Source organism: Lentzea sp. NEAU-D7 (assembly GCF_026242055.1).
Lineage (GTDB): Bacteria > Actinomycetota > Actinomycetes > Mycobacteriales > Pseudonocardiaceae > Lentzea.
This window is the reverse complement of the sequence record NZ_JAPJDL010000017.1, coordinates 135,167-158,160: the sequence shown is the minus strand read 5'-3', so window position 1 is coordinate 158,160 and position 22,994 is coordinate 135,167. Positions and strand designations below refer to the sequence as shown.

Below are 22,994 nucleotides of genomic sequence, written 5' to 3'. Positions count from 1 at the left end.
GTCACCCGGTGGTGTCAAGATGGTGCGGCCAATGGCTCGCAGACATACCTTTGGAGGAACGCGGAATGCTGACCGTCGAGGAGTTGAGCGTGGCCGTGGACGCCGGTGAGATCGACACCGTCCTGGTCGCGATCGTGGACATGCAGGGGCGCCTGCAGGGCAAGCGGTGCGCTGCGCGGTACTTCCTCGACGAGGTTCTCGGCCACTCCGCGGAGGGCTGCAACTACCTGCTCGCCGTCGACGTCGAGATGAACCCGGTCAGCGGCTTCGAGATGTCGAGCTGGGAGCGCGGGTACGGCGACTTCGTGATGAAGCCGGACATCGAGACCCTCCGGCGCGTGCCGTGGCAGGAGGGCACCGCCCTCGTCATGTGCGACGTCGTCTGGGAGAACGGCGACCCCGTCGTCGCGTCGCCGCGGCAGGTGCTGCGCAAGCAGCTCGACCGGCTCGACGCGCTCGGCCTCGACTGCTACGTCGGCACCGAGCTGGAGTTCATCCTCTTCGACGACTCCTACGAGCAGGCGTGGAACGCCGGCTACCGCGACCTCACGCCGTCCAACCAGTACAACGTCGACTACTCGCTGCTCGGCACCGCGCGCGTGGAACCGTTGCTGCGGGCCATCCGCAACGGCATGACGGGCGCCGGCATGGTCGTCGAGTCCGCCAAGGGCGAGTGCAACCCCGGCCAGCACGAGATCGCGTTCAAGTACACGACGGCGCTGCGCACGTGCGACCAGCACGCGATCTACAAGAACGGTTCCAAGGAGATCGCGTCCCAGCAGGGCAAGGCGCTCACGTTCATGGCGAAGTACAACGAACGCGAGGGCAACTCCTGCCACATCCACCTTTCCCTGCGCTCCAAGGAAGGTGAGCCGGTCTTCGCCGAGGGCCACGGGATGTCCCCGCTGATGAAGCACTTCCTCGCGGGCCAGCTGGCCGGGCTGCGGGAGCTCACCTACTTCCTCGCCCCGAACATCAACTCCTACAAGCGCTTCGTGAAGGGCTCGTTCGCGCCGACCGCGGTGGCGTGGGGACGCGACAACCGCACGTGCGCGCTGCGCGTCGTCGGCCACGGCCACGGCCTTCGGTTCGAGAACCGGGTCCCCGGCGGTGACGTGAACCCGTACCTCGCGGTGGCGGCGCTGATCGCGGCCGGCCTGCACGGCGTCGAGCAGGAGCTGGAGCTGGAGGACGAGTTCGTGGGCAACGCCTACGCGTCCGACCGGCCGACGGTGCCGACGACGCTCAAGGAGTCGGCGGAACTGCTGGCGGGCAGCACGATCGCGCGCGAGGCGTTCGGCCAGGACGTCGTCGACCACTACCTCAACGCGGCCGAGGTCGAGCTGACCGCGTTCGAGGCGGCGGTCACGGACTGGGAGAAGGTGCGCGGTTTTGAGCGCCTGTAAGCCGCTCATCGGCATCAGCACGTACCTGGAGCGCACGCGCTTCGGGCTCTGGGACGTGGAGGCCGCGGTGCTCTACCGCGGCTACCTGGACTGCGTGGTCGAGGCCGGGGGCAACCCCGTCATGCTGCCGCCGGTCGGCACCTGGAACGCCGGGACCATCGGGTTCCTGGACGGCCTGGTGATCGCGGGTGGCGCCGACATCGACCCCGCCGCCTACGGCGCCGAGAGGCACGAGAAGACCGGCGAACCGAGCCGTGCGCGCGACGAGGCCGAGTTCGCGCTCGTCGAGGCCGCGCTGAAGCTCGACCTGCCGGTGCTCGGCGTGTGCCGGGGCATGCAGGTGCTCAACGTGGCGCTGGGCGGCACGCTGCACCAGCACGTCGAGGGCCACAACGAGGCGCCCGGCGTGTTCGGGACCACCGAGATCGAGGTCGTGCCGGACACGCACCTGTACACGATCATCGGCCCGGAGACGACCGTGCAGTGCCATCACCACCAGTCGCTCGACCGCGTGGCGGACGGGCTGCGCGTCACCGCGAAGGCGCCCGACGGGACCGTGGAAGCCGTGGAGCTGGAAGGCGCGCGATTCGTCGTCGGAGTGCAGTCGCACCCGGAGCAGGACATCGAAGACCTGAGGCTTTTCGAAGCCCTGGTGGATGCGGCAAGGAGCAAAGCGTCGTGACCTTTGACGTCATCAACCCCGCCACCGAGAAGATCGTGCGGTCCGTGCCGCACACCACCCTCGGTGACACGGACGCGGCGATCGGCCGGGCGCAGAAGGCGTTCGAGAGCTGGCGGAACGTCGCCCCCGGTGATCGCGCGAGGCTGCTGCGGAAGTTCGCGGAGGTCGTCGACGCGCACGTCGAGGAGCTCGCGCGGCTGGAGGTCGAGAACTCCGGCCACACCATCGGCAACGCGCGGTGGGAGGCGGGCAACGTCCGCGACGTGCTGCAGTACTACTCGGCCGCCCCGGAACGCCTGTTCGGCAAGCAGATCCCGGTCGCGGGCGGCCTCGACGTCACGTTCCACGAACCGCTCGGCGTCGTCGGCGTGATCGTCCCCTGGAACTTCCCGATGCCCATCGCGGGCTGGGGGTTCGCGCCCGCGCTGGCCGCCGGCAACACGGTCGTGCTCAAGCCCGCCGAGGTCACGCCCCTGACCGCGATCCGCCTCGGCGAGTTCGCGCTGGAGGCGGGCCTGCCGGAGGGCGTGTTCCAGGTGCTGCCGGGCAAGGGCAGCGTCGTCGGCAACCGGTTCGTCACGCATCCGTTGGTGCGCAAGGTCGTCTTCACCGGCTCGACCGAGGTCGGCAAGCAGATCATGGCCGGCTGCGCGAAACAGGTGAAGCGGGTGACGCTGGAGCTGGGCGGCAAGTCGGCGAACATCGTCTTCGCGGACTCCGACCTGGAGAAGGCGGCCGCCACGGCGCCGTACGGGGTGTTCGACAACGCGGGGCAGGACTGCTGCGCCCGGTCGCGGATCCTCGTTCAGGCGAGCGTCTACGACAGGTTCATGGAACTGCTGGAGCCCGCGGTCAAGGGCGTGAAGGTCGGCGAACCCGGCGACGAGGCGACCGAGATGGGGCCGCTCATCAGCGCGTCGCACCTGGGCAAGGTCGCGTCTTACGTCCCAGACGACGCCCCCGTCGCGTTCCGGGGCAGCGCGCCGGACGGACCCGGTTTCTGGTTCCCGCCGACGGTGCTCACGCCCGCCTACGACCACCCCGCGGTCACCGAGGAGATCTTCGGGCCGGTCGTCGTCGTGCTGCCGTTCACCGACGAGGCCGACGCGATCCGGATCGCGAACGACTCGGAGTACGGCCTGTCCGGGTCGATCTGGACGAACGACGTCGGCCGCGCGATCAGGGTCTCCCGTGCCGTGGAGGCCGGGAACCTCTCGGTCAACTCGCACTCGTCCGTCCGCTACTGGACGCCGTTCGGCGGCGTGAAGCAGTCCGGGCTCGGCCGCGAGCTCGGCCCGGACGCGCTCGACGCCTTCACCGAGATCAAGAACGTCTTCATCGCCACCTGATCCCGGTCCGACTGATTCCGGTCCAACTGTTTCTGGCAAACCTGAGGAGAACAAGAGATGGTGCAGCGACTCGAGGGCCGCGTGGCCGTCGTGACGGGTGGCGGCAGCGGGATCGGACTCGCGACCGCGCGCAGGTTCGCGAGCGAGGGCGCGAAGGTCGTCGTCGCCGATCTCGACCCGGCCACCGGCAAGGCGGCGGCGGACGAGGTGGGCGGGCTGTTCGTCCAGGTCGACGTGACCGACGAGGAACAGGTCAAGGCGCTCTTCCAGACCACTGTGGACACTTACGGCAAGCTGGACATCGCGTTCAACAACGCCGGTATCTCGCCGCCCGACGACGACTCGATCCTGACCACGGGCATCGAGGCGTGGGAGCGCGTCCAGAAGGTGAACCTCACGTCGGTTTATTTGTGTTGCAAGTACGCCATCCCGCACATGCAGGCCAATGGCAAGGGTTCGATCATCAACACCGCGTCGTTCGTGGCGACGATGGGCGCGGCGACGTCCCAGATCTCCTACACGGCGTCGAAGGGCGGCGTGCTGGCGATGTCGCGTGAACTCGGTGTGCAGTTCGCCCGCGAGGGCATCCGCGTCAACGCCCTGTCACCCGGCCCGGTCAACACCCCGCTGCTGCGGGAGCTGTTCGCGAAGGACCCGGAGCGGGCCGCGCGGCGCCTCGTGCACGTCCCGCTCGGCCGGTTCGCCGAACCCGAGGAGATCGCCGCCGCGGTCGCGTTCCTGGCGTCGGACGACTCGTCGTTCATGACGGCGTCGAACTTCCTCGTGGACGGCGGCATCGCCGGCGCGTACGTGACACCGCTCTAGAGATGGTGGAGCACGCGCAGGAGGCGTTGTTCCGCCCGGTGCGGGCGGGCAACGCCTTCGAGGAGACCGTCGAACGGCTCATGCAGTCCATCCGGCTCGGCGTCGTCGCGCCGGGTGAGCGGCTGCCGTCCGAACGGGAACTGGCCACCCGGCTCGGCGTGAGCCGGGTGACCGTGCGCGAGGCCATCCGGTCGTTGCAGGAGAACCACTACGTCGAGTCCCGAAGGGGCCGGTACGGCGGCACGTTCGTCCAGGACGTGCTGCCGAAGTCCGCGCCGGCCAAGGACTTCGGCGACCTCCACGACGTGCTGACGCTGCGCAGGGTGCTGGAGACCGGCGCGGCCGAGACGGCGGCGGGACGGTCGCTGGGCCCCGCCGAACGCCGAGGGCTGCGCGCCCGTCTCGACGAGGCCTCCACCTCGACGCTCGCGGAGTACCGCCGCAAGGACTCGCGGCTGCACCTGGCGATCGCCGAGGCCACCGGGTCGGCCGCGCTGACCGCCGCCGTCGCCGAGTCGCGGATGCGCGCCAACGAGCTGCTGGACCACATCCCGCTGCTCGAACCGAACCTCGCGCACTCCAACGCCCAGCACGAGCGGGTCATCACTTCCATTTTGGACGGAGACCCCGTCGCCGCGCGGCAGGCCATGGCCGAGCACCTCGACGGCACGGCGTCGTTGCTGCGCGGCTTCCTGGTCTGACCGGTCAGACCCGTCGCGGGGCGGTGGGAATGGTCACGGTTGTGAAAGCGGTCCGCTGTAAACGTTTGCAGGGTAGGATGTCGTGTTGTCATGCACATTCCGCATGGAACAACCCTTGGCGTGAGCCTTGCGGACAGTTACCGTCCGAATACCTCGGGGACTTGCAGCGCGAGGAGCTGTTGATGCCAGGGTTGCGCAAGGTGTTTCGCGACGCCATGGGCCGGGTGCACTCACTCCGCGTCTTGTCCGCCGCGGGCATGGTGAGCCTCACGAACTTCAAGATGTCCATGCAGGCCCTGCAAGAGGTCAAGATCTGGGGACCGAACGTCACGGCGCTGCGCCGTTCCGTCCGGCTCAACCCGGACGGCATCGCCGTCGTCGACGAGCGGGGGTCCGTCACCTACCGCCAGCTGGACAGGCGCTCGAACGCCATCGCACAGGGCCTGCGCGCCCTGGGCGTCCAGCACACCCACATCGTCGCGCTGATGTGCCGCAACCACCGCGGCATGGTCGAGTCGCTGCTGGCCTGCGCGAAGCTCGGCGTCCGCGTGCTCCTGGTGAACACCGGCTTCGGCGCACCGGTCGTCCTGGACCTCCTGCAACGCGAACGCGCGTCGCTCGTCATCCACGACGAGGAGTTCACACCGCTGTTCCACCAGCTGCCCCCGTCGATCCCGCGCTGGCTCGCGTGGTCGCGGGACGGACTGGACCGTCGCACCCCGACACTGGACCAGCTGGTGGCCAAGGCACCGCGCGGCGAGCTCGAACCGCCGCGCGAACCGGGCGTCGTGATCCAGCTGACCTCCGGCACGACCGGAACGCCCAAAGGCACGGCCCGCGAGATCAAGTCGGTGCTCACCGCGTCGGACTTCCTCGACCGCATCCCGATGACCTCCGGCGAGTCGACCTTCATCGCCGCGCCGATCTTCCACTCCGTCGGCTACTCGCACCTGACGCTCGCGATGTCGCTGGGGTCGCGCGCGGTGCTGCACCGCCGGTTCGACCCGCGCAAGACGCTCTGGTCGGTGCAGGGCCAGCGCTGCACGACGCTCGTCCTGGTGCCGACGATGCTGCAGCGGATCATGGAACTCGACCGGCACGTGATCGACTCGTACGACCTCTCACACCTGAAGGTCGTGTTCTCCTCGGGCGCGCCGATCGCACCGGACCTCGTCGAACGCACCCAGGCCGTGCTGGGACCGGTGCTCTACAACCTCTACGGCTCAACGGAAGTCGCGGTCGCCACCGTCGCCACCCCGGAGGACCTCGCGGCCGCGCCGTCCAGCGTCGGCCTGCCCCCGCACAACTGCGTCGTGCGCATCTACGACGACGAGGGCAACCGCATCACGCGGTCGTTCGTGACGGGCCGGATCTACGTGCGCGGCTCGCTGACCGTCGACCTCTACACCGACGGCACGCAGAAGGAGTCCATCGACGGACTCGTCGCGACCGGCGACCTGGGGCACTTCGACCCCAGCGGCCGGCTGTACTTCGACGGCCGCGAGGACGACATGATCGTCTCCGGCGGCGAGAACGTGTACCCGGTCGAGGTCGAGAACCTGCTGATGACCCACTACCGCGTGCGGGACGCGGCGGTGCTCGGCGTGCCGGACCCCGAGTACGGCCAACGCCTGCGCGCGTTCGTGGTGCCGGTCGCCGGGGCGCGCATCGACGTGCGGGAGCTGCGCGAGTTCGTGCGCACCCGGCTCGCGCGGCACAAGGTCCCGCGCGAGGTCGTCGTGGTGCCGCAGCTGCCGCGCAACGCGACCGGCAAGGTGCTGCGGCGCCAGCTGCTGGCGATCCGGCTGGGGCCGCAGCCCCAGTAGGCCTGTGGGCGGAACGCACGCCACCGCAGAACGAGGGGGACTAATTCGGCGGTGGCGCGCGTTCCTGGTTCCGGGGAGCGCACGCCCAGCGCCGTCGGGGAATCGGATGTCCGCTGGGCGGGCGCTCGGTCGGTCACCGCTCGAAGCGGTCGCCGGGACGGCCCTCACCGAAGGGGCCGCGCTGGTCGAAGCGGTCTCCGCCGCGGTCGGGCCCGCGCTCGCCGCGCTCGTGCATCCGCACCTTGCCCGGGCCGCCGCGGTGGTCGGAGCGGTCGGCGGCGATCGCTCCCACGATGCCGCCGCCGAGGACGAGCCCCAGCAGGCCGACGGCGACCAGCTGCGTGGCGCGGTGCCGCACGAAACGCCGTCCCCGGCCAGGGCCCGCGGGCACCGCGGCCACAACTGGAGGGGGAGTCGGTGCTTCCGCCGCCGAGGCCGCGGCCGGCGCGGGGTGCGGTGCGGCGGGGTGCTCTGCCGCCGGCGTGGCGGGCTGCTGGGCGGGCGGTTCGGCGGTCGGGTGCTGACCGGGTGCTGCGGCTGGCTGGCCGGGCGTGGCGGGCTGCTGGGCCGGCAGCTCGGCGGTCGGGTGCTGACCAGGCGTGGCCGGTGCGCCGGCCGGCAGTGGGGTCGTTGCCTGGTCCGGTGCAGGCGGGGTGGCCTGCGGCTCGTTCTTGGACGGCTCCCGCGGTGGAGGCGTCTGTCCCTGCTCGCTCATGTCCTCAACGATGCGCCGTTCGGCTGAGCTGGGGCTGACAGCCACCTGTTCGTTTCCTGAAGCCCTCCTGGCTCGCGCAGCGAGTTCATGACAGGCCTGGAACCAGCGAAAACGTGCCGCTGGTCGGCGTAGGTGGCGCCGAAGAGCTCGTCGTCCAGCACGCCGGTCCACAGGAAGTGCAACGTGGTGCGCGTGCCGTTGCGGGCGTCGCGGCGGGCGTAGTGGTCACGCAGATCGGCGTAGAGCAGGCGCAGTTCGTCCCGGTTGGACTCGGTGAGGCGGACCGGGCATTCGACGACCAGGTCGGACATGATCGATGCTCCATTCGGCGGGCCGGGAGACAACAGCGTGCTCGCCCCGGGCGCCCGGGCGCATCCGAAAAACCACTCAGAAGTGCGTACGTAGGTGCCGTGCCCGGAATCCGCTTGCGCGCACCGGCTTCAATCGAGGCATGGAACTCGTACCCCTGCGCAAGGAGTTCGCCGCCGAGATGGCCGCGGCCCGGCCGAACGACGACGAGGTCAACCGCCTGACCGGTACTCACGGCACCTTCACGCTGGAGGATTACGAGGCGTACGTCGAGCGGACGCTGAACGACCCGAACCGCTACACCCGCGCGATTACCGAGGACGGGAAGTTCATCGGCGAGGTCGTTCTCACCATCAATCCGCACAACCGCTCGGCGGGCATGCGGATCGCGTTGTGGGACGGCTTCGGCAAGGGCTACGGCTCGATCGCGATCAAGCACGTCCTCGACCACGCGTTTCACGAGCGCGGGCTGCACCGGGTCGATCTGGAGGTGTACGACTTCAACGAGCGGGCCATCCACGTCTACAAGAAGCTCGGCTTCCGCGAGGAGGGCCGCCTGAGGGACGCCCTGCTCTGGGACGGCGTCTTCCACGACGCGATCGTCATGTCCGTCTTGAGCACCGATAACATCTGATCCGTTCACCCCGTTACCTCGATCGTAGGAGTCACCGTGTCCGAGTCGCGCCCAGCAGTCGCCCAGAACCCGCCGCGCGTGGTGGTTCCGGCTGGGACGACGGCGGGCACGGCCGTGCGTGAGGCGGGCCTGCCGGGCAAGGGGTCCGACGCGATCGTCGTCGTGAAGGACGCCGAGGGCCACCTGCGCGACCTGTCGTGGACCCCGCAGGTCGACGTCGAGGTCGAGGCCGTCGCCGCGGACACCGAGGACGGCCGCAGCGTCATCCGCCACTCCGCCGCGCACGTGCTGGCACAGGCCGTGCAGCAGCAGTTCCCGGAGGCCAAGCTCGGCATCGGCCCGCCCGTGAAGGACGGCTTCTACTACGACTTCCAGGTCTCCAAGCCCTTCACGCCCGAGGACCTTCAGGCGCTCGAGAAGCGCATGAAGCAGATCATCAAGTCCTCGCAGCGGTTCTCGCGCCGCGTCGTCGAGTCGATCGACTCCGCGAAGGCCGAGCTGGCGTCCGAGCCGTTCAAGCTGGAGCTCGTCGACATCAAGAGCGACGTCGACACCAGCGAGGTCATGGAGGTCGGCGGCGGCGAGCTGACGATCTACGACAACCTCGACCCGCGCTCGGGCGAGCAGGTCTGGGGCGACCTGTGCCGCGGGCCGCACGTGCCGACGACCAAGCACATCCCGGCGTTCAAGCTGACCCGCGTGGCCGCCGCGTACTGGCGCGGCAACGAGAACAACCCGCAGCTGCAGCGCATCTACGGCACCGCGTGGGAGTCGCAGGAGGCGCAGGAGGAGTACCTGGAGCGCCTGGCCGAGGCCGAGCGCCGCGACCACCGCAAGCTCGGTGTCGAGCTCGACCTGTTCTCGTTCCCGGACGAGATCGGCTCCGGCCTCGTGGTGTTCCACCCCAAGGGCGGCATCATCCGCAAGGCCATGGAGGACTACTCCCGCCAGCGCCACACCGAGGCGGGCTACGAGTTCGTCTACTCGCCCCACATCACCAAGGGCAAGCTGTTCGAGGTCTCCGGTCACCTGGACTGGTACAAGGACGGCATGTACCCGGCGATGCACCTCGACGCCGAGTTCAACGAGGACGGCACGGTCCGCAAGCCGGGCCAGGACTACTACCTCAAGCCGATGAACTGCCCGTTCCACGACCTGATCTTCAAGGCGCGTGGCCGGTCCTACCGCGAGCTGCCGCTGCGCATGTTCGAGTTCGGCTCGGTCTACCGATACGAGAAGTCCGGCGTGGTGCACGGCCTGACCAGGGTCCGCGGCATGACGCAGGACGACGCGCACATCTTCTGCTCGCGCGACCAGGTCCGCGACGAGCTGAAGTCGCTGCTGAACTTCGTGCTGGACCTGCTGCGCGACTACGGTCTGGACGACTTCTACCTGGAGCTCTCGACCAAGAACCCGGAGAAGTTCGTCGGCCCGGACGACATCTGGGAGGAGGCGACCGCGACGCTCGCCTCGGTCGCCGAGGAGTCCGGTCTCGAGCTCGTGCCCGACCCCGGTGGCGCCGCGTTCTACGGCCCGAAGATCTCCGTGCAGGCGCGGGACGCGCTCGGCCGCACCTGGCAGATGTCGACCATCCAGCTCGACTTCATGCTGCCCGAGAAGTTCGAGCTGGAGTACACCGGCCCGGACGGCTCGCGCCAGCGCCCGGTCATGATCCACCGCGCGCTGTTCGGCTCGGTCGAGCGCTTCTTCGGCGTGCTGACCGAGCACTACGCGGGCGCGTTCCCGGCGTGGCTCGCGCCGGTGCAGGTCATGGGCATCCCGGTGACGTCCGAGAACGCCGACCACCTGTTCGCGGTGCGCGACGTGCTGCGCAAGGCCGGCATCCGGGTCGACGTGGACGCCTCGGACGACCGCATGCAGAAGAAGATCCGCAACCACACCATGCAGAAGGTGCCGTTCATGCTCCTGGCCGGCGCCAAGGACGTGGAGGCGAACGCGGTGTCGTTCCGGTTCCGCGACGGCACGCAGATCAACGGCGTGCCGGTGGAGCGGGCGGTCGAGCAGATCGTCGACTGGGTCGGCCGTCGCGAGAACGCCTCGCCCACGGCGGAACTGCTCTCGTGACGCCTGAGTTCTCCGAGCAGGCCGGTGTGGGGGTCCACGACGCGTTGCAGCGCCTGTGGACCCCGCACCGCCTGTCGTACGTGCAGGGCGCGGGCAAGGCCGACGGCGACGAGCCCGCCGGCTGCCCGTTCTGCCGCGTGGTGGAACTGTCCGACGAGGACGGTCTGATCATCGCGCGCGGGGCCGAGGTCTTCGCGTTGCTGAACCTGTACCCGTACAACCCCGGTCACCTGATGGTGCTGCCGTACCGGCACGTGGCGGACTACCCGGAGCTGACGGTCTCCGAGACCGCCGAGCTCGCCGCGTTCACGCAGAGGGCCATGAAGGTCGCACGGCACGTGGCGGCGCCGCACGGGTTCAACATCGGCATGAACCAGGGCGTCGTCGCCGGTGCCGGGATCGCCGCCCACCTGCACCAGCACGTGGTGCCGCGCTGGGGCGGGGACGCGAACTTCATGCCGGTCATCGGGCACACCAAGGTGCTCCCGCAGCTGCTGGGGGAGACCCGTCAGCTGCTGGCGGACGGGTGGAAGGCAGTCGACTGATCGTTTCGCGGTGCCTATCTGTTGACTTTCGATAGATCACGCGCGATAGTCGATCTATGCCTCGACTGTTGCTGCCTCTGGTGGGCTGCCTCCTGCTCGTCGCGCTCGGCGTCAGTGCGCTCCTGTACGCCCAGTACGACGATGCTCCCGGCCTCGGCCTCATCGCGTTCGTGCTGATTTTCGGTGGCATCGGCCTGGGTGTTCGCGCGGTATTGCGGGCTAAACGGAGGGTTTAGTCAGCGTGTCCGTGATTGAAAGCCGTACTAATTGTTGGACAAAAGAGTGACAAAAACCACTCATGTTGTCCGCACTGGACAATCGAGGCCGTTTCCACGTGAACCGGAATAGGTTTCGGTTACAACTTTCGGGTGCATTTCTCCAGTCGATCGAGACGTAACACCAGCACAAAGCGATTCCAGGTAGGTGAGATCACCCACCTGGAGGTGTCAACTGCGAGTCAAGTCCCCGCCTATGGCCGATCGTCTCACCGTGTGCGAATGGTTACGGTGCGAACATGACCGCACCTGAGCGTTCGCGATTAGCGAGAGAGCGGCTTTCGCGTGAACTACGCCGGTTGCGCACCGAGGCGAAGATGACCGGCACGGCCACCGCCCGTGCCACCGGGATGAGCCAGTCCAAGCTGTCGAAGATCGAGAACGGCATGCTGCTCCCGTCCGTGACGGATGTGGAGCGTCTTGTGGCGGAACTGGCCGCCGCGAGAGAGACGCGCATCGAACTGGTCGAACTCGCCAGGTCGCTGCACGCCGAGGCGGAAACCCGCCGCGTCGTGCTGCACCGAGGAGCGCACCGCCACCAGCAGACGATCAGCCGAGTGGAGGCGCGGGCGGCGACATCGAGGTTCTTCCAGGTCAACCTGGTGCCCTCGTTGCTGCAGTCCGAGTCCTACCTGCGGATCATGCTGGGGACGATGCCGCAGTCGGAGCAGGAGGCCGCGGTGGCCGCCCTGCGCACGCGCCGTTCCCGGATGGACGACCTGGCGAAGCAGTTCGTGTTCGTGCTCTCCGAAAGCGCCCTGCGCTGGCGGATGGGCTCGGCCGAGCTGATGGCGGAACAGGTGGAGCACCTGGCCGCGATCCAGCGCCGCCCGAACGTCCGGCTCGGCGTCGTGCCGTGGTCCGCGGACGCGAACGTGGTCGCCCTGCACGGTTTCCACATCTACGACGAGCGCGTCGTCACGGTCAGCGTGCTGACCGGCAACGCCACCATCACCGACCCGCTGGACGTGCGCGAGTACCTCGCGCTGTTCGGGCGGCTGGAACGGCTGGCGGTGCGAGGGGAGGAGTTGCAGGGGTTGCTCAAGCGCATCGCCGAGGACCACCGCCGGCTCGGTTAGCCGCTGACCGCACGCGGGGCCCTTTCGCACGCACCGACCGCGCGAAAGCTCCCCGCGTGCGATCAGGCAAGGGGCGCGAGGGGTGTGTTTCACCAGTCCAGCTAGGCTGCGACCTGCCATGCTGAACATCTTCGCTCGCGCGTCCGTCTCGCGCGTCACCGATCCGATCGGGGCGTGGCTGCTGGCGCGTGGCCTCACGCCCAACGCCGTGACCGTGGCCGGAACGATCGGCGCCGTCGCGAGCGCGCTGTGGTTCATCCCCCGCGGCCAGCTGTTCCTGGGTTGCGCGCTGGTGGCGTTCTTCGTGCTGCTCGACCTGATCGACGGTGCCATGGCCCGCGCGCAGGGGCCGACGAAGTTCGGCGCCGTGCTCGACGCCACCTGCGACCGCATCGCGGACGGGGCGTTGTTCGCGGCGCTCACCTGGTACGCGTTCGACACCGGCGACCGGTGGACGGCCGCGGCCGGGTTCATCTGCCTGGTGGCCTCGCAGGTCATCTCCTACGTCAAGGCGCGCGCCGACGCGAACGGGCTCTCCGCCGACGGCGGACTGGCCGAGCGGGCCGAGCGGTTCATCATCGCGCTGGTCGGTGCCGGCGTGCAGGGGCTGGGCGTGCCGCACCTGATGGCCATCTCGCTGTGGCTGCTCGCGGCGCTGACCGTCGCGACGGTGCTGCAGCGGATCTTCGCGGTTGCGAAGTCGGCGCGGGAGGCCGCGTGAACCTCGCGACCCTCGGGTACACCGCCGGGTGGCGGCTGGTCCGCCTGCTGCCGGAGTCGTGGGCGCGCGGGTTGTTCCGCGCGGGCGCCGACTACGCGGCGCGCCGCGGTGGCGCGAGCGTCGGCCAGTTGCGCCGGAACCTGAGCAGGGTGGTGCCGCAGGCGGGCGAGGACGAGCTCGACGACCTGGTGCGCGACTCGCTGCGCTCGTACGCGCGCTACTGGTGCGAGGCGTTCCGGCTGCCGTCGATGGACGTGCGCGCCGCCCACGCGAAGCACAGGTTCCAGGTGTCCGGCCAGGAGAACCTCGACGCGGCGCTGGCCAACGGCACCGGTGCGATCGCCGCCCTCCCGCACAGCGGCAACTGGGACATGGCGGGCGTCTGGCTCGTCGGCCACTCCGGCACGTTCACGACGGTGGCCGAGCGGCTGAAGCCCGAGTCGCTGTACCGCAAGTTCGTGGAGTTCCGCGAGACGCTGGGCTTCGAGGTGCTGCCGCTGAACGGCGGTGACCGTCCACCCGCGACGGTGCTGGCCGAACGCCTGCGCGCCAACAAGGTCGTGTGCCTGCTCGCGGACCGCGACCTGACGTCGACCGGCGTGCCCGTGACGTTCTTCGGCGAGCAGACCCTGATGCCCGCGGGGCCCGCGCACCTGGCCTCGACGACGGGCGCCGCGCTGCTGCCGGTCGGCTGCTGGTTCACCGAGGACGGTTGGCACTTCCGCATCCACCCGCCGATCAAGGTCAGCACCGTCCAGGCGGCCACGCAGGCCGTCGCGGACGTGTTCGCGGCCGACATCGCCGCGCACCCGGCCGACTGGCACATGCTGCAGCAGCTCTGGCTCGCCGACCTGCCCGAGAAGCGTCGTGCCGCCCTCGCCCGGAGGCTCTCGCGGTGAAGGTCGGCATCGTCTGCCCGTATTCCTTGGACGTGCCCGGGGGAGTGCAGGCGCACGTCGTCGACCTCGCGCGTGCCCTGATCGGCCTCGGGCACGAGGTGGACGTCCTCGCGCCCGCCGACGACGACCAGGCGCTGCCGCCGTTCGTCACGTCCGCCGGCCGCGCGGTCGGCATCCCGTACAACGGTTCGGTGGCACGTCTCAGCTTCGGTCCCGTCTCGTACGCGCGGGTCCGCCGCTGGATCGACGAGCACGAGTTCGACGTGCTGCACCTGCACGAGCCCACCGCGCCGTCGCTGTCGTTCCTGGCGCTGGTGGTCGCGGACGGCCCGATCGTCGCCACCTTCCACACCTCGACGCCGCGCTCCAAGATGCTGTCGGCGTTCCAGGGCGTGCTGCAGCCGTTCCTGGAGAAGGTCACCGCCCGCATCGCCGTCTCGGCGCTGGCCCGCCGCGTGCAGGTCGAGCACCTCGGCGGCGACGCGGTGGAGATCCCGAACGGCGTCGACGTCGACTTCTTCGCCTCCGCGTCCACTTTGGACGGCTACCCGCGCGCCGGTGGCACGCTCGGCTTCGTCGGCCGCTACGACGAACCGCGCAAGGGCATGCCGATCCTGTGGGAGGCGTTCGGCCTGATCGCCGAGGAGTTCCCCGACCTGCGCCTGCTCGTCGTGGGCCGCGGCGAGAACCCGTTCGACGGCCCCTTCTCCGACCGGGTCGACCTGCTGGGCCAGGTCGACGACGAGGACAAGGCCCGGATGCTGCGTTCCGTGGACGTCTACGTCGCCCCGAACACCGGCGGCGAGTCGTTCGGCATCATCCTGACCGAGGCCATGTCCGCCGGCACCGCGGTGGTGGCCTCGGACCTCGACGCGTTCCGGCGCGTGCTGGACGACGGCAAGGCGGGTGCGCTGTTCCCGGTGGGCGACGCGCACGCCCTGGCCGACGCGCTGCGCTCGGTGCTGCGGGACTCGGCACTGCGCGCCGAGTACGTCGACATCGCCTCCCAGCGGGTGCAGGCCTTCGACTGGTCCGTCGTCGCCTCGCAGGTGCTGCGCGTCTACGAGACGGCGATCGCCGCCGACCCGCGCCGGGTGAGCGAGGCATGACCACCGCGCTCGTCATCGTCCTGGTGACCCTGCTGCTGGCCGCCTGGGTCCTCCGGATCGCGAACCGCCTCGACCGCCTGCACGTCCGCACCGACGCCGCCTGGGCCGCCGTCGACGCCGCCCTGGCCCGCCGCGCCGTCGTGGTCCGCGCGTTGCTGGACCCCGAGCTCTCCGCCGCCGCCTTCAAGGCCGAGGCCGCCTCCCGTGCGGACCGCGAGCTCCTCGAGAACGAGCTCTCCGCCCTGCTGGGCGCGCTGGACCGGTCCGCTCTTCCCGCCGCGCTGGCCGCCGAGCTGTCCGACGCCGAGGAACGCGTGATGCTCGCCCGCCGCGTGCACAACGACGCCGTGCGCGACACGTTGTTGCTGCGCCGCCGCCGCGTCGTGCGCTGGCTGCGGCTGGCCGGCACGGCGCCGCAACCGTCGTACTTCGAGATCGCCGAGCCGCCCGCCCCGTCGGACGCCGTGCTGCTCACGCCCCGGCCGTCCGCACGCGTCGTCCTCACCGACGCCCAGGGCCGTGTGCTGCTCTTCCACGGCTTCGATCCGGCCCGTCCCCAGGAGCTCTTCTGGTTCACCGTCGGCGGTGGCGTCGAGGTGGGCGAGGAACTGCGGGACGCGGCCGTGCGGGAGACCTTCGAGGAGACGGGCCTCAAGCTCGCGCCGGAGGAGCTGGTCGGCCCGATCTGGCGCCGTCGTGCGGTGTTCAGCTTCGACGGCGAGACGTTCGACGCCGAGGAGTGGTTCTTCCACGCCTCCGTCGCCGGCGACCTGGCGATCGACACCTCGGGCTTCAACGACGTCGAGGAGACCAGCATCTCCGGCCACCGCTGGTGGAGCGCCGAGGAGCTGGAGTCCACGGAGGACACCGTCTACCCGGTGCAGCTGGCCGAACTGCTGCCCGGGCTCACCCGGGACTGGGACGGCCGGACTCGCCCGGTGCGCTGACGCGGCGCCAGTGCTCCAGCTTCTCGCGGGTCGCCCGGACGTCGGGGTGGTGCTCGCCGAGCACTCTGCTCTGGTCCGCGACCAGCTCCTCGAACTCCGCCACCGCGCCGGCCGGATCGCCGGTCAGCGCCCGCCACTGGGCGAGGCTCCACCGGGTCCACAGCGTGCGCGGGTGGTCCGCGCCCAGCACCCGGATCTGGTCCGGCAGCAGGGCTCGCAGCCTGCCGGCGGCGTCGTCCACCTCGCCGGCGTCGCCCAGGACGGCGGCGAGGCCGTACCGCGCCTCCAGAACGTCCGGACCGTCCGGGCCCACGACGCGTCCCAGGTCCCGCACGAGCGCCTCGAACGACTCGACCGCGCGGCCGTGGTCTCCCGTCTTCGCCTGCGCGAACGCGAGGTTGTGGCGGGTGGTCAGCGTGCTCGGGTGATCCGGGCCGAGCGCCCGCGTCTGGTCGGCGACGAGGTCCCCGAACGCGGTGGCCGCTCCGGCCGTGTCGCCGGAGGCACCGAGCCAGTGGGCGTGGTTGTTGCGGACCCTCAGCGTCTCGACGTGGTCCGGCCCGAACAGCCGCGTCACGTCGGCGAGCAGGTCCCGGAACCCCTCGACCGCTCCGGCCGCGTCCCCCGCGCTGCCGCGCCAGCCCGCGGCGTTGAAGCGGCAGAGCAGGGTGTCGAGGTGATCGTGGCCCAGGTACCTGGCCGCGGTGACCCGCAGGTCGTCGAAGTAGCGGACGGCGTCCGCGTGGTACCCGGCCTCGCCGAGGCTCCTGCCCGCGAGGAACAGCACGAAGTGACCTTCGGGCCGCCACAGGTGAGCGCCGCCGGCGTCGGCGAGCGCCTGGGCGTTGGCCCGCAACACCTGACCCAGCAACGGATCCGTCACGCCGTCCGGCCACACCTGCCTCAGCGCGTCCGCTGCGGCCGTGACCACCACGCCGGCCCGTTCGCCGGACCACGCCGCACGGGTGGCGCGCTGCACGAGCGAATGCACCCGCACCTCGCGTGACACCGACCCCTCGCTGAAGGTGACGAGGCTCAGCCGGTGCAGGCATCCGAGCCCGTCCCGCGCGTCGGCCTCGTCCACACCGAGGAAGTCGAGCATCGCCCGCGTCGTGAACACCGCCAGCGGGATCCCGTTGGCGTCCAGCGCGCTCGCGACGTCGAGCAGCGGCCGCACCACCCCGGTGCGCGCGAGGCGGTCGGCCTGTTCGACCGCCAGCGACCAGGTCGCCGCGCTGGGATCGAGCCGTTCCGGCAGGCGAGCGCGGTACTCCGCGCACGACAGGTGGTTGTCCAGCATGTTCGCCGCGGCCTGGGCCAGCGCCACCGGCGACCCGCCGAGGTCGCGCACCAGCCCGTCGTCGTCGAGCAACGCGGGCTGGTCGGCCAGCGCCGTCCGCAGGTAGGCCACTCCCTCGTCCTCGGTGAACGCCTCGACGGCGACCAGTCGCCGCTGGTGCCCGCGCAACGCGGCGTCCCGGCGCAGCGTGGTCACGACCACCTGGCCACCGGCCGGCGGCCACAACCCGTCGAGGTCCGAGGGAGTCCGCAGATCGTCCAGCACCACGAGCCACGGCTCGTGCGTGCCCGCCAGCCACTCCAGCAGCGTGCGCGCGGCCCGTTCCGGATCGGGGTCCTCGACGCGGAGCAGCTTCGCGGCCACGTCGGCGTAGCTGGAGACGATCGACTCGCGCGAGGTCGCCGTGACCCACACCAGCAGGCCGACCTCACCGGCGGCCCACAGCCGTTCGGCGTGGTGCGCGGCCAGCTGGCTCTTGCCCACCCCCGGCAGCCCGGACAGCACCGTCACCGGAGCGCCGAGGTCGACGGACCGTTCCTGGAACGCGGCCGCGCGGGGTGGCACCAGGCCGCACCGCAGCGGGAGAACGGCCTGAGCCGGACCGGGGTGCTGGTGGTGGTGGAAGTCGACGGTGACCGTGCCGACCTGCAGGACCGTCCCGTGCACGTCTCCGCGCACGGTGTTCTTCACGGACGGGATGGGCTCGGCGTCGTCAGGCATCAACACCATTATCCCCGCGAGGCGCACCGGACGTGCCCTCCGCGGATGCGGGCACGTCCGGTGCACGGCCCTACACCGCCGGGATGACCGCCGATCCGTACGCGTCGCGCGTCTTGTCCTTCTCGTCGTGCATCAGGTACAGCGCGAAGTTGTCGACACCGATCTCCTTCAGCTCCTGCAACCGCTCGACGTGCGCCGACTCCGGGCCGACGAGGCAGAAGCGGTCCACGATCGCGTCCGGCACGAAGTCGGTGGAGCGGTTGCCCGCCTTGCCGTGGTGGGAGTAGTCGTAGCCCTCGCGGTCCTTGATGTAGTCGGTCAAGGCCTTGGGCACGACGCCCGAGTCCCCGTACCGCGACACGAGGTCCGCGACGTGGTTGCCCACCATGCCGCCGAACCACCGCAGCTGGTCGCGCTGGTGGGCGAGGTCCGTGCCCACGTAGGCCGGTGCCGCCACGCACATCGTGATCGCCGACGGGTCGCGCCCGGCGGCCACCGCGGCCTCCCGGACGGAGCCGATCGTCCAGCGGGCGATGTCCGGGTCGGCGGTCTGCAGGATGAAGCCGTCGGCCTGCTCGCCGACCATCTTCAACGCGCGCGGACCGTACGCGGCCATCCAGATCTCGAGCTTCCCGTTGCGCACCCACGGGATCCGCACCGGTGTGCCGTGGTGCTCGACCTCCCGTCCCTCCGCCAGCTCCTTGATCACGTGCATCGCGTCGCCCAGCGTCGCGAGCGTCGCGGGCTTCTGGCCGATCACGCGGCGGGCCGAGTCGCCCCGGCCGATGCCGCAGACCGTGCGGTTGCCGAACATGTCGTTCAGCGTCGCGAACAGCGAGGCGGTCACCGACCAGTCGCGGGTCGACGGGTTGGTGACCATCGGGCCGACGACGAGGTCGCGGGTCGCCGCCAGCACCTGCGAGTAGATGACGAACGGCTCCTGCCACAGCACGCAGGAGTCGAACGTCCAGCCGTAGCGGAAGCCGCAGTCCTCGGCCGCGCGGAGGCCTTCCACCACGTCCCGCGCCGGCGGGTCGGTCTGCAGCACTACACCGAAGTCCACGGGTGACCGCCTTTCTCAGACGAGGTACTGGTTGAGGTCGCGGGAGACGAAGCGGCCGTGGCCGGTGGAGCCGTGGTACGCGCCGTCCGCGATCACCTTGCGGCCGCGCGAGAACACGGTGTCGACCTTGCCGGTGACCTCGAAGCCCTCGTACGCCGAGTAGTCCACGGCCATGTGATGGGTCTCGGCGGAGATCGTCTGGGACGCCGCGGGGTCGTAGATCACGACGTCCGCGTCCGCTCCCGGTGCGATCACGCCCTTGCGCGGGTACATGCCGAACATGCGCGCGGGAGTGGTGGAGACGATCTCGACCCACCGTTCGCGGGTGATCTCGCCCTTCACGACGCCCTGGTGCAGCAGGTCGACGCGGTGCTCGACGCCGGGCATGCCGTTGGGGATCTTGGAGAAGTCGCCTACGCCCAGCTGCTTCTGGTCCTTGAAGCAGAACGGGCAGTGGTCGGTGCTCACCACCGAGAGGTCGTTGGTGCGCAGCCCGCGCCACAGCGACGACTGGTGCTCCTTCGGCCGCAACGGAGGCGACGCCACGTACTTCGCGCCCTCGAAGCCCGGCCTGGCCAGGTCCTCCAGCGACAGGTAGAGGTACTGCGGGCACGTCTCGGCGAACACGTTCTGGCCCGTGTCCCGCGCCGCCGTCACGGCGTCGAGCGCCTGTGCCGCGGACAGGTGCACGATGTACAGCGGGGACCCGGTCACCTTCGCGAGCTGGATCGCGCGTGAGGTGGCCTCGCCCTCCAGCTCCGGCGGCCGGGTCAGGCCGTGCTGCACCGGGTCGCCGAGCCCGGAGGCCAGCGCCTGCGCGACGAGCTGGTCGATCGCGATGCCGTTCTCCGCGTGCATCATGATCGTGGCGCCGGTCTCGCGCGCCTTCTGCATGGCGCGCAGGATCTCGCCGTCCGTCGCGTAGAAGACGCCGGGGTAGGCCATGAACATCTTGAAGCTGTTCACGCCCGCCGCGATGCAGGACTCCATCTCCTTGAGCGACTCGTCGGTCACGTCGGAGATGATCATGTGGAAGCCGTAGTCGACGGCGCAGTTGCCGTCCGCCTTGCTGTGCCACTTGTCCAGTGTGGACAGAAGGCTGCTTCCCTTGGGCTGCACGGCGAAGTCGACGATCGTGGTGGTGCCGCCCCACGCCGCCGCGGTCGTGCCGGTCTCGAAGGTGTCCGCGGACTGGGTGCCGCCGAACGGCATCTCCATGTGCGTGTGGGCGTCGATGCCGCCGGGGATGACGTACTTCCCGGCCGCGTCGACGACCTCGTCGGCCTGAACGGAGAAGCCGGGCGTGACGAGCGCGGCGATGTGCTCGCCGTCGATCAGCACGTCGGCGGCGTGCGATCCCGTCGCGTTGATGACCAGGCCGTTGCGGATCAGAGTGCTCACGGGGTCACCAGGCCCTCGTAGGTGTCGGGGCGGCGGTCGCGGTAGAACGCCCACGTGTCCCGGACCTCGGTCAGCAGGTCCAGGTCGAGGTCGCGCACCACGAGCTCTTCCTCGGTGTCGGACGCCGCGTCGCCGACGAGCTGGCCGCGCGGCGAGACGAAGTACGTCTGGCCGTAGAACTCGTTGTCGCCCAACGGCTCCACGCCCACCCGGTTGATCGCGCCGACGAAGTACTCGTTCGCGACGGCCGCGGCGGGCTGCTCCAGCCTCCACAGGTACTCGCTCAGCGACCGCGAGGTCGCGGACGGGTTGAACACGATCTTCGCGCCCGCGAGTCCGAGAGCACGCCAGCCCTCGGGGAAGTGGCGCTCGTAGCAGATGTAGACGCCGATGCGCCCGACCGCCGTGTCGAACACGGGATAACCGAGGTTGCCGGGCTTGAAGTAGAACTTCTCCCAGAACCCCTTCACCTGCGGGATGTGGTTCTTGCGGTACTTGCCGAGGTACGTGCCGTCCGCGTCGATCACGGCGGCGGTGTTGTAGTAGACGCCCGGCTGTTCCACCTCGTACATCGGCACGATCAGCACGATGTTGTTCTGCGCGGCGACCTCCTGCATGAGCTGGGTCGTCGGGCCGTCCGGGATCGTCTCGGTGTAGGAGTAGAAGTCCGCGTCCTGGACCTGGCAGAAGTACGGGCCGTAGAAGAGCTCCTGCAGGCACAGCACCTGCGCGCCCTGGGAGGCGGCGGCGCGGATGTGCTCGACCGCGTTCGCGATCATCGACTCCTTGTCGCCCGTCCACTTCTGCTGGACGAGCGCCGCCCGGATGATGTTGCTCACCTGGTCGTCTCCTTTGCCGAGTTGTCCTTCAGAGCGAGGAAGACCAGGAAGCCGGCCGCGAAGCCGACGACCCAGTTGTAGTCGTAGAGCGGCTTGAGGAACGGGATCAGCCCGTCCGCCGGGAACGGCCCGCCGTGGGCGCCGCCGACCGCGAGCACCGAGCCCACGAGCGTCGCCAGCACGGCACGCCAGTTCCAGCCGCCGTTGAACCAGTACGCGCCCCTGCCGTCGAGGTAGAGGTCGGTGAGCTCCAGGTGCGTCTTCTTGATCACCCAGTACCCGGCGACGAACACGCCGGCCACCGAGGCCAGCAGGCCGCCGTAGAACCCGAGCCACGCGAAGATGTAGATGTTCGGGTCGGAGATGAGCCGCCACGGCTGGATCACGATGCCGATGACGCCGGTGATCAGGCCGCCGATCGCGAACGTGATCCTGCGCGGGAAGGCGTTCGAGAAGTCGTAGGACGGGCTGACGACGTTCGCCGCGAGGTTCGCCGAGATCGTGGCCAGCACCAGCGACACCAGCGCGACGACCACCAGCAGCGTGTTGTCGAAGCGGGACGCGAGGTCCGCCGGGTCCCAGATCGCCTCGCCGTACAGCGCCTGCGCGCCCGACGTCGTCAGGATCGCGACGATGGCGATGAACGACATGGTGGTCGGCAGGCCGAGGATCTGCCCGATCGCCTGCTTGCGCTGGGAACCGCCGAACCGCGTGAAGTCCGGCATGTTCAGCGACAGCGTCGACCAGAACGCGATCATGCCCATCAGCGCGGGGAAGAAGACCTTCCAGAAGTCCGGGCCCCAGCCGAGCTTGCTGGGCGTCTCGAGGATCGGCCCGAAGCCGCCCGCCTTGACCAGCACGTAGCCCAGCAGGATCAGGAACCCGACGCTGACCAGCGGCGCCGTCCAGTTCTCGAACCGCCGGATCGCCTCCATGCCGCGCCAGATCACCAGCATCTGCACGACCCAGAAACCGAAGAAGCACAACCACAACGTCCACGGCTGCCCGCCGACCTGCGACGCCTTCGTCCAGCCGTCGCCGGTCAGCCGCCCGATGATCACGTGCAGCGCCTTGCCGCCGACCCATGTCTGGATGCCGAACCAGGCGCAGGCGATGAACGCGCGCAGCAACGCGACCAGGTTCGCGCCGCGGATGCCGTAGAAGGCGCGGGCGAACACGGGGAAGGGGATGCCGTACTTCGTGCCCGCGTGGCTGTTGAGCAGCATGGGGACCAGCACGATCAGGTTGCCGAGGGTGATCGTGACGAAGGCCTGAACCCAGTCCATGCCGATCGCGATCAACGACGCCGCGAGCGTGTAGCTGGGGATGTTGTGCGCCATGCCCATCCACAGCGCGAAGAAGTTGTAGGTCGTCCACGTCCGCTGCTCGACGGGCACGGGCGCGAGTTCGGGGTTGAAGAACCTGCTGTCCTTGATGGGACCTGCGTCGTTCAGTTCGACTCGGCCATCAGGTGTGACCTGGGGCGGTGAGGACTCGACTGCCATCGTTCAACCCCCTGTTACGCTGCTGAAACAACGCCAACCCGGTCGGATTCCATCCCGGA

The 22,994-nt window shown here is 69.8% G+C and carries 22 protein-coding genes; 15 read left to right on the top strand and 7 right to left on the bottom strand.

The annotated features are described in order from the left end of the window. Positions 1-65 precede the first annotated feature (65 nt). From ORI60_RS30320 to ORI60_RS30295, 6 genes are all read left to right on the top strand, one after another. Positions 66-1,406: a glutamine synthetase family protein gene (locus ORI60_RS30320; protein WP_266041413.1), complete on the top strand. Its 1,341-nt coding sequence runs from the start codon at positions 66-68 to the stop codon at positions 1,404-1,406. Continuing rightward, positions 1,393-2,088 carry a gamma-glutamyl-gamma-aminobutyrate hydrolase family protein gene (locus ORI60_RS30315; RefSeq protein WP_266041412.1) on the top strand — a complete coding sequence of 232 codons (696 nt, stop codon included), beginning with the start codon at positions 1,393-1,395 and terminating at the stop codon, positions 2,086-2,088. Before ORI60_RS30320 ends, ORI60_RS30315 begins: the two co-directional genes overlap by 14 nt. Beyond that, the gene (locus ORI60_RS30310) at positions 2,085-3,437 is read left to right on the top strand and encodes an aldehyde dehydrogenase family protein (protein ID WP_266041411.1); all 1,353 of its coding nucleotides are present in this window, start codon (positions 2,085-2,087) and stop codon (positions 3,435-3,437) included. The genes ORI60_RS30315 and ORI60_RS30310 overlap by 4 nt, the downstream gene beginning before the upstream one ends. A gap of 57 nt (positions 3,438-3,494) precedes the next feature. Beyond that, positions 3,495-4,262: a 3-oxoacyl-ACP reductase gene (locus ORI60_RS30305; protein ID WP_089913140.1), complete on the top strand. Its 768-nt coding sequence runs from the start codon at positions 3,495-3,497 to the stop codon at positions 4,260-4,262. A 2-nt stretch (positions 4,263-4,264) separates the two neighbouring features. Continuing rightward, a complete protein-coding gene (locus ORI60_RS30300) occupies positions 4,265-4,963 on the top strand; it encodes a FadR/GntR family transcriptional regulator (RefSeq protein ID WP_266041410.1) in 699 nt (232 codons plus the stop codon). A 182-nt stretch (positions 4,964-5,145) separates the two neighbouring features. Next, complete coding sequence (locus ORI60_RS30295) at positions 5,146-6,789, top strand: AMP-binding protein (protein ID WP_266041409.1); 1,644 nt, start codon at positions 5,146-5,148, stop codon at positions 6,787-6,789. A 133-nt stretch (positions 6,790-6,922) separates the two neighbouring features. Here ORI60_RS30295 and ORI60_RS30290 read toward each other — a convergent pair whose 3' ends face one another. Beyond that, a complete protein-coding gene (locus ORI60_RS30290; RefSeq protein WP_266041408.1) occupies positions 6,923-7,504 on the bottom strand; it encodes a hypothetical protein in 582 nt (193 codons plus the stop codon). Further along, a complete protein-coding gene (locus tag ORI60_RS30285; protein WP_266041407.1) occupies positions 7,501-7,815 on the bottom strand; it encodes a hypothetical protein in 315 nt (104 codons plus the stop codon). The genes ORI60_RS30290 and ORI60_RS30285 overlap by 4 nt, the downstream gene beginning before the upstream one ends. A 140-nt stretch (positions 7,816-7,955) precedes the next feature. On the opposite strand from ORI60_RS30285, the gene ORI60_RS30280 reads away from it, so the two are divergent. The 9 genes from ORI60_RS30280 to ORI60_RS30240 all read left to right on the top strand — a co-directional run bounded on the left by ORI60_RS30280 (position 7,956) and on the right by ORI60_RS30240 (position 16,107). Beyond that, positions 7,956-8,447 carry a GNAT family N-acetyltransferase gene (locus ORI60_RS30280; RefSeq protein WP_266041406.1) on the top strand — a complete coding sequence of 164 codons (492 nt, stop codon included), beginning with the start codon at positions 7,956-7,958 and terminating at the stop codon, positions 8,445-8,447. Between the two features lie 36 nt (positions 8,448-8,483). After that, the gene (gene thrS, locus ORI60_RS30275; RefSeq protein ID WP_416234511.1) at positions 8,484-10,532 is read left to right on the top strand and encodes a threonine--tRNA ligase; all 2,049 of its coding nucleotides are present in this window, start codon (positions 8,484-8,486) and stop codon (positions 10,530-10,532) included. After that, on the top strand, positions 10,529-11,077 hold the full coding sequence (locus ORI60_RS30270) for an HIT family protein (RefSeq protein WP_266041405.1): 549 nt from the start codon (positions 10,529-10,531) through the stop codon (positions 11,075-11,077). The genes thrS and ORI60_RS30270 overlap by 4 nt, the downstream gene beginning before the upstream one ends. Before the next feature lie 56 nt (positions 11,078-11,133). Further along, positions 11,134-11,313, top strand: a complete 180-nt coding sequence (locus ORI60_RS30265; RefSeq protein WP_266041404.1) for a hypothetical protein — start codon at positions 11,134-11,136, stop codon at positions 11,311-11,313. A gap of 278 nt (positions 11,314-11,591) precedes the next feature. Continuing rightward, the gene (locus tag ORI60_RS30260) at positions 11,592-12,431 is read left to right on the top strand and encodes a helix-turn-helix domain-containing protein (protein ID WP_266041403.1); all 840 of its coding nucleotides are present in this window, start codon (positions 11,592-11,594) and stop codon (positions 12,429-12,431) included. Between the two features lie 118 nt (positions 12,432-12,549). Further along, complete coding sequence (gene pgsA, locus ORI60_RS30255; RefSeq protein ID WP_266041402.1) at positions 12,550-13,152, top strand: phosphatidylinositol phosphate synthase; 603 nt, start codon at positions 12,550-12,552, stop codon at positions 13,150-13,152. Beyond that, positions 13,149-14,051: a phosphatidylinositol mannoside acyltransferase gene (locus tag ORI60_RS30250; protein ID WP_266041401.1), complete on the top strand. Its 903-nt coding sequence runs from the start codon at positions 13,149-13,151 to the stop codon at positions 14,049-14,051. The genes pgsA and ORI60_RS30250 overlap by 4 nt, the downstream gene beginning before the upstream one ends. Then, positions 14,048-15,160: a glycosyltransferase family 4 protein gene (locus ORI60_RS30245; RefSeq protein WP_266041400.1), complete on the top strand. Its 1,113-nt coding sequence runs from the start codon at positions 14,048-14,050 to the stop codon at positions 15,158-15,160. Before ORI60_RS30250 ends, ORI60_RS30245 begins: the two co-directional genes overlap by 4 nt. Beyond that, a complete protein-coding gene (locus ORI60_RS30240; RefSeq protein WP_266041399.1) occupies positions 15,157-16,107 on the top strand; it encodes an NUDIX hydrolase in 951 nt (316 codons plus the stop codon). The genes ORI60_RS30245 and ORI60_RS30240 overlap by 4 nt, the downstream gene beginning before the upstream one ends. On the opposite strand, the gene ORI60_RS30235 is transcribed toward ORI60_RS30240, so the two are convergent. From ORI60_RS30235 to ORI60_RS30215, 5 genes are all read right to left on the bottom strand, one after another. After that, entirely contained in the window at positions 16,067-18,127 is a 2,061-nt protein-coding gene (locus tag ORI60_RS30235; RefSeq protein ID WP_266041398.1) for a tetratricopeptide repeat protein, read from the bottom strand. The genes ORI60_RS30240 and ORI60_RS30235 overlap by 41 nt on opposite strands. Before the next feature lie 70 nt (positions 18,128-18,197). Further along, positions 18,198-19,190, bottom strand: a complete 993-nt coding sequence (locus ORI60_RS30230) for a TIGR03842 family LLM class F420-dependent oxidoreductase (RefSeq protein ID WP_266041397.1) — start codon at positions 19,188-19,190, stop codon at positions 18,198-18,200. A gap of 15 nt (positions 19,191-19,205) precedes the next feature. Beyond that, a complete protein-coding gene (gene hydA, locus ORI60_RS30225; RefSeq protein ID WP_266041396.1) occupies positions 19,206-20,591 on the bottom strand; it encodes a dihydropyrimidinase in 1,386 nt (461 codons plus the stop codon). After that, entirely contained in the window at positions 20,588-21,430 is an 843-nt protein-coding gene (locus ORI60_RS30220) for a nitrilase-related carbon-nitrogen hydrolase (RefSeq protein WP_266041395.1), read from the bottom strand. The genes hydA and ORI60_RS30220 overlap by 4 nt, the downstream gene beginning before the upstream one ends. Beyond that, positions 21,427-22,935: an NCS1 family nucleobase:cation symporter-1 gene (locus ORI60_RS30215; RefSeq protein WP_266041394.1), complete on the bottom strand. Its 1,509-nt coding sequence runs from the start codon at positions 22,933-22,935 to the stop codon at positions 21,427-21,429. Before ORI60_RS30215 ends, ORI60_RS30220 begins: the two co-directional genes overlap by 4 nt. Positions 22,936-22,994 lie beyond the last annotated feature (59 nt).

What these genes read in the sequence shown, in the direction of transcription:
- ORI60_RS30320 (WP_266041413.1), top strand. Translation starts at nt 66, where the DNA reads ATGCTGACCGTCGAGGAGTTGAGCGTGGCCGTGGACGCCGGTGAGATC.
- ORI60_RS30305 (WP_089913140.1), top strand. Translation starts at nt 3,495, where the DNA reads ATGGTGCAGCGACTCGAGGGCCGCGTGGCCGTCGTGACGGGTGGCGGC.
- ORI60_RS30300 (WP_266041410.1), top strand. Translation starts at nt 4,265, where the DNA reads ATGGTGGAGCACGCGCAGGAGGCGTTGTTCCGCCCGGTGCGGGCGGGC.
- ORI60_RS30295 (WP_266041409.1), top strand. Translation starts at nt 5,146, where the DNA reads ATGCCAGGGTTGCGCAAGGTGTTTCGCGACGCCATGGGCCGGGTGCAC.
- ORI60_RS30290 (WP_266041408.1), bottom strand. Translation starts at nt 7,504, where the DNA reads ATGAGCGAGCAGGGACAGACGCCTCCACCGCGGGAGCCGTCCAAGAAC.
- ORI60_RS30285 (WP_266041407.1), bottom strand. Translation starts at nt 7,815, where the DNA reads ATGTCCGACCTGGTCGTCGAATGCCCGGTCCGCCTCACCGAGTCCAAC.
- ORI60_RS30280 (WP_266041406.1), top strand. Translation starts at nt 7,956, where the DNA reads ATGGAACTCGTACCCCTGCGCAAGGAGTTCGCCGCCGAGATGGCCGCG.
- ORI60_RS30265 (WP_266041404.1), top strand. Translation starts at nt 11,134, where the DNA reads ATGCCTCGACTGTTGCTGCCTCTGGTGGGCTGCCTCCTGCTCGTCGCG.
- ORI60_RS30260 (WP_266041403.1), top strand. Translation starts at nt 11,592, where the DNA reads ATGACCGCACCTGAGCGTTCGCGATTAGCGAGAGAGCGGCTTTCGCGT.
- pgsA (WP_266041402.1), top strand. Translation starts at nt 12,550, where the DNA reads ATGCTGAACATCTTCGCTCGCGCGTCCGTCTCGCGCGTCACCGATCCG.
- ORI60_RS30240 (WP_266041399.1), top strand. Translation starts at nt 15,157, where the DNA reads ATGACCACCGCGCTCGTCATCGTCCTGGTGACCCTGCTGCTGGCCGCC.
- ORI60_RS30235 (WP_266041398.1), bottom strand. Translation starts at nt 18,127, where the DNA reads ATGCCTGACGACGCCGAGCCCATCCCGTCCGTGAAGAACACCGTGCGC.
- ORI60_RS30215 (WP_266041394.1), bottom strand. Translation starts at nt 22,935, where the DNA reads ATGGCAGTCGAGTCCTCACCGCCCCAGGTCACACCTGATGGCCGAGTC.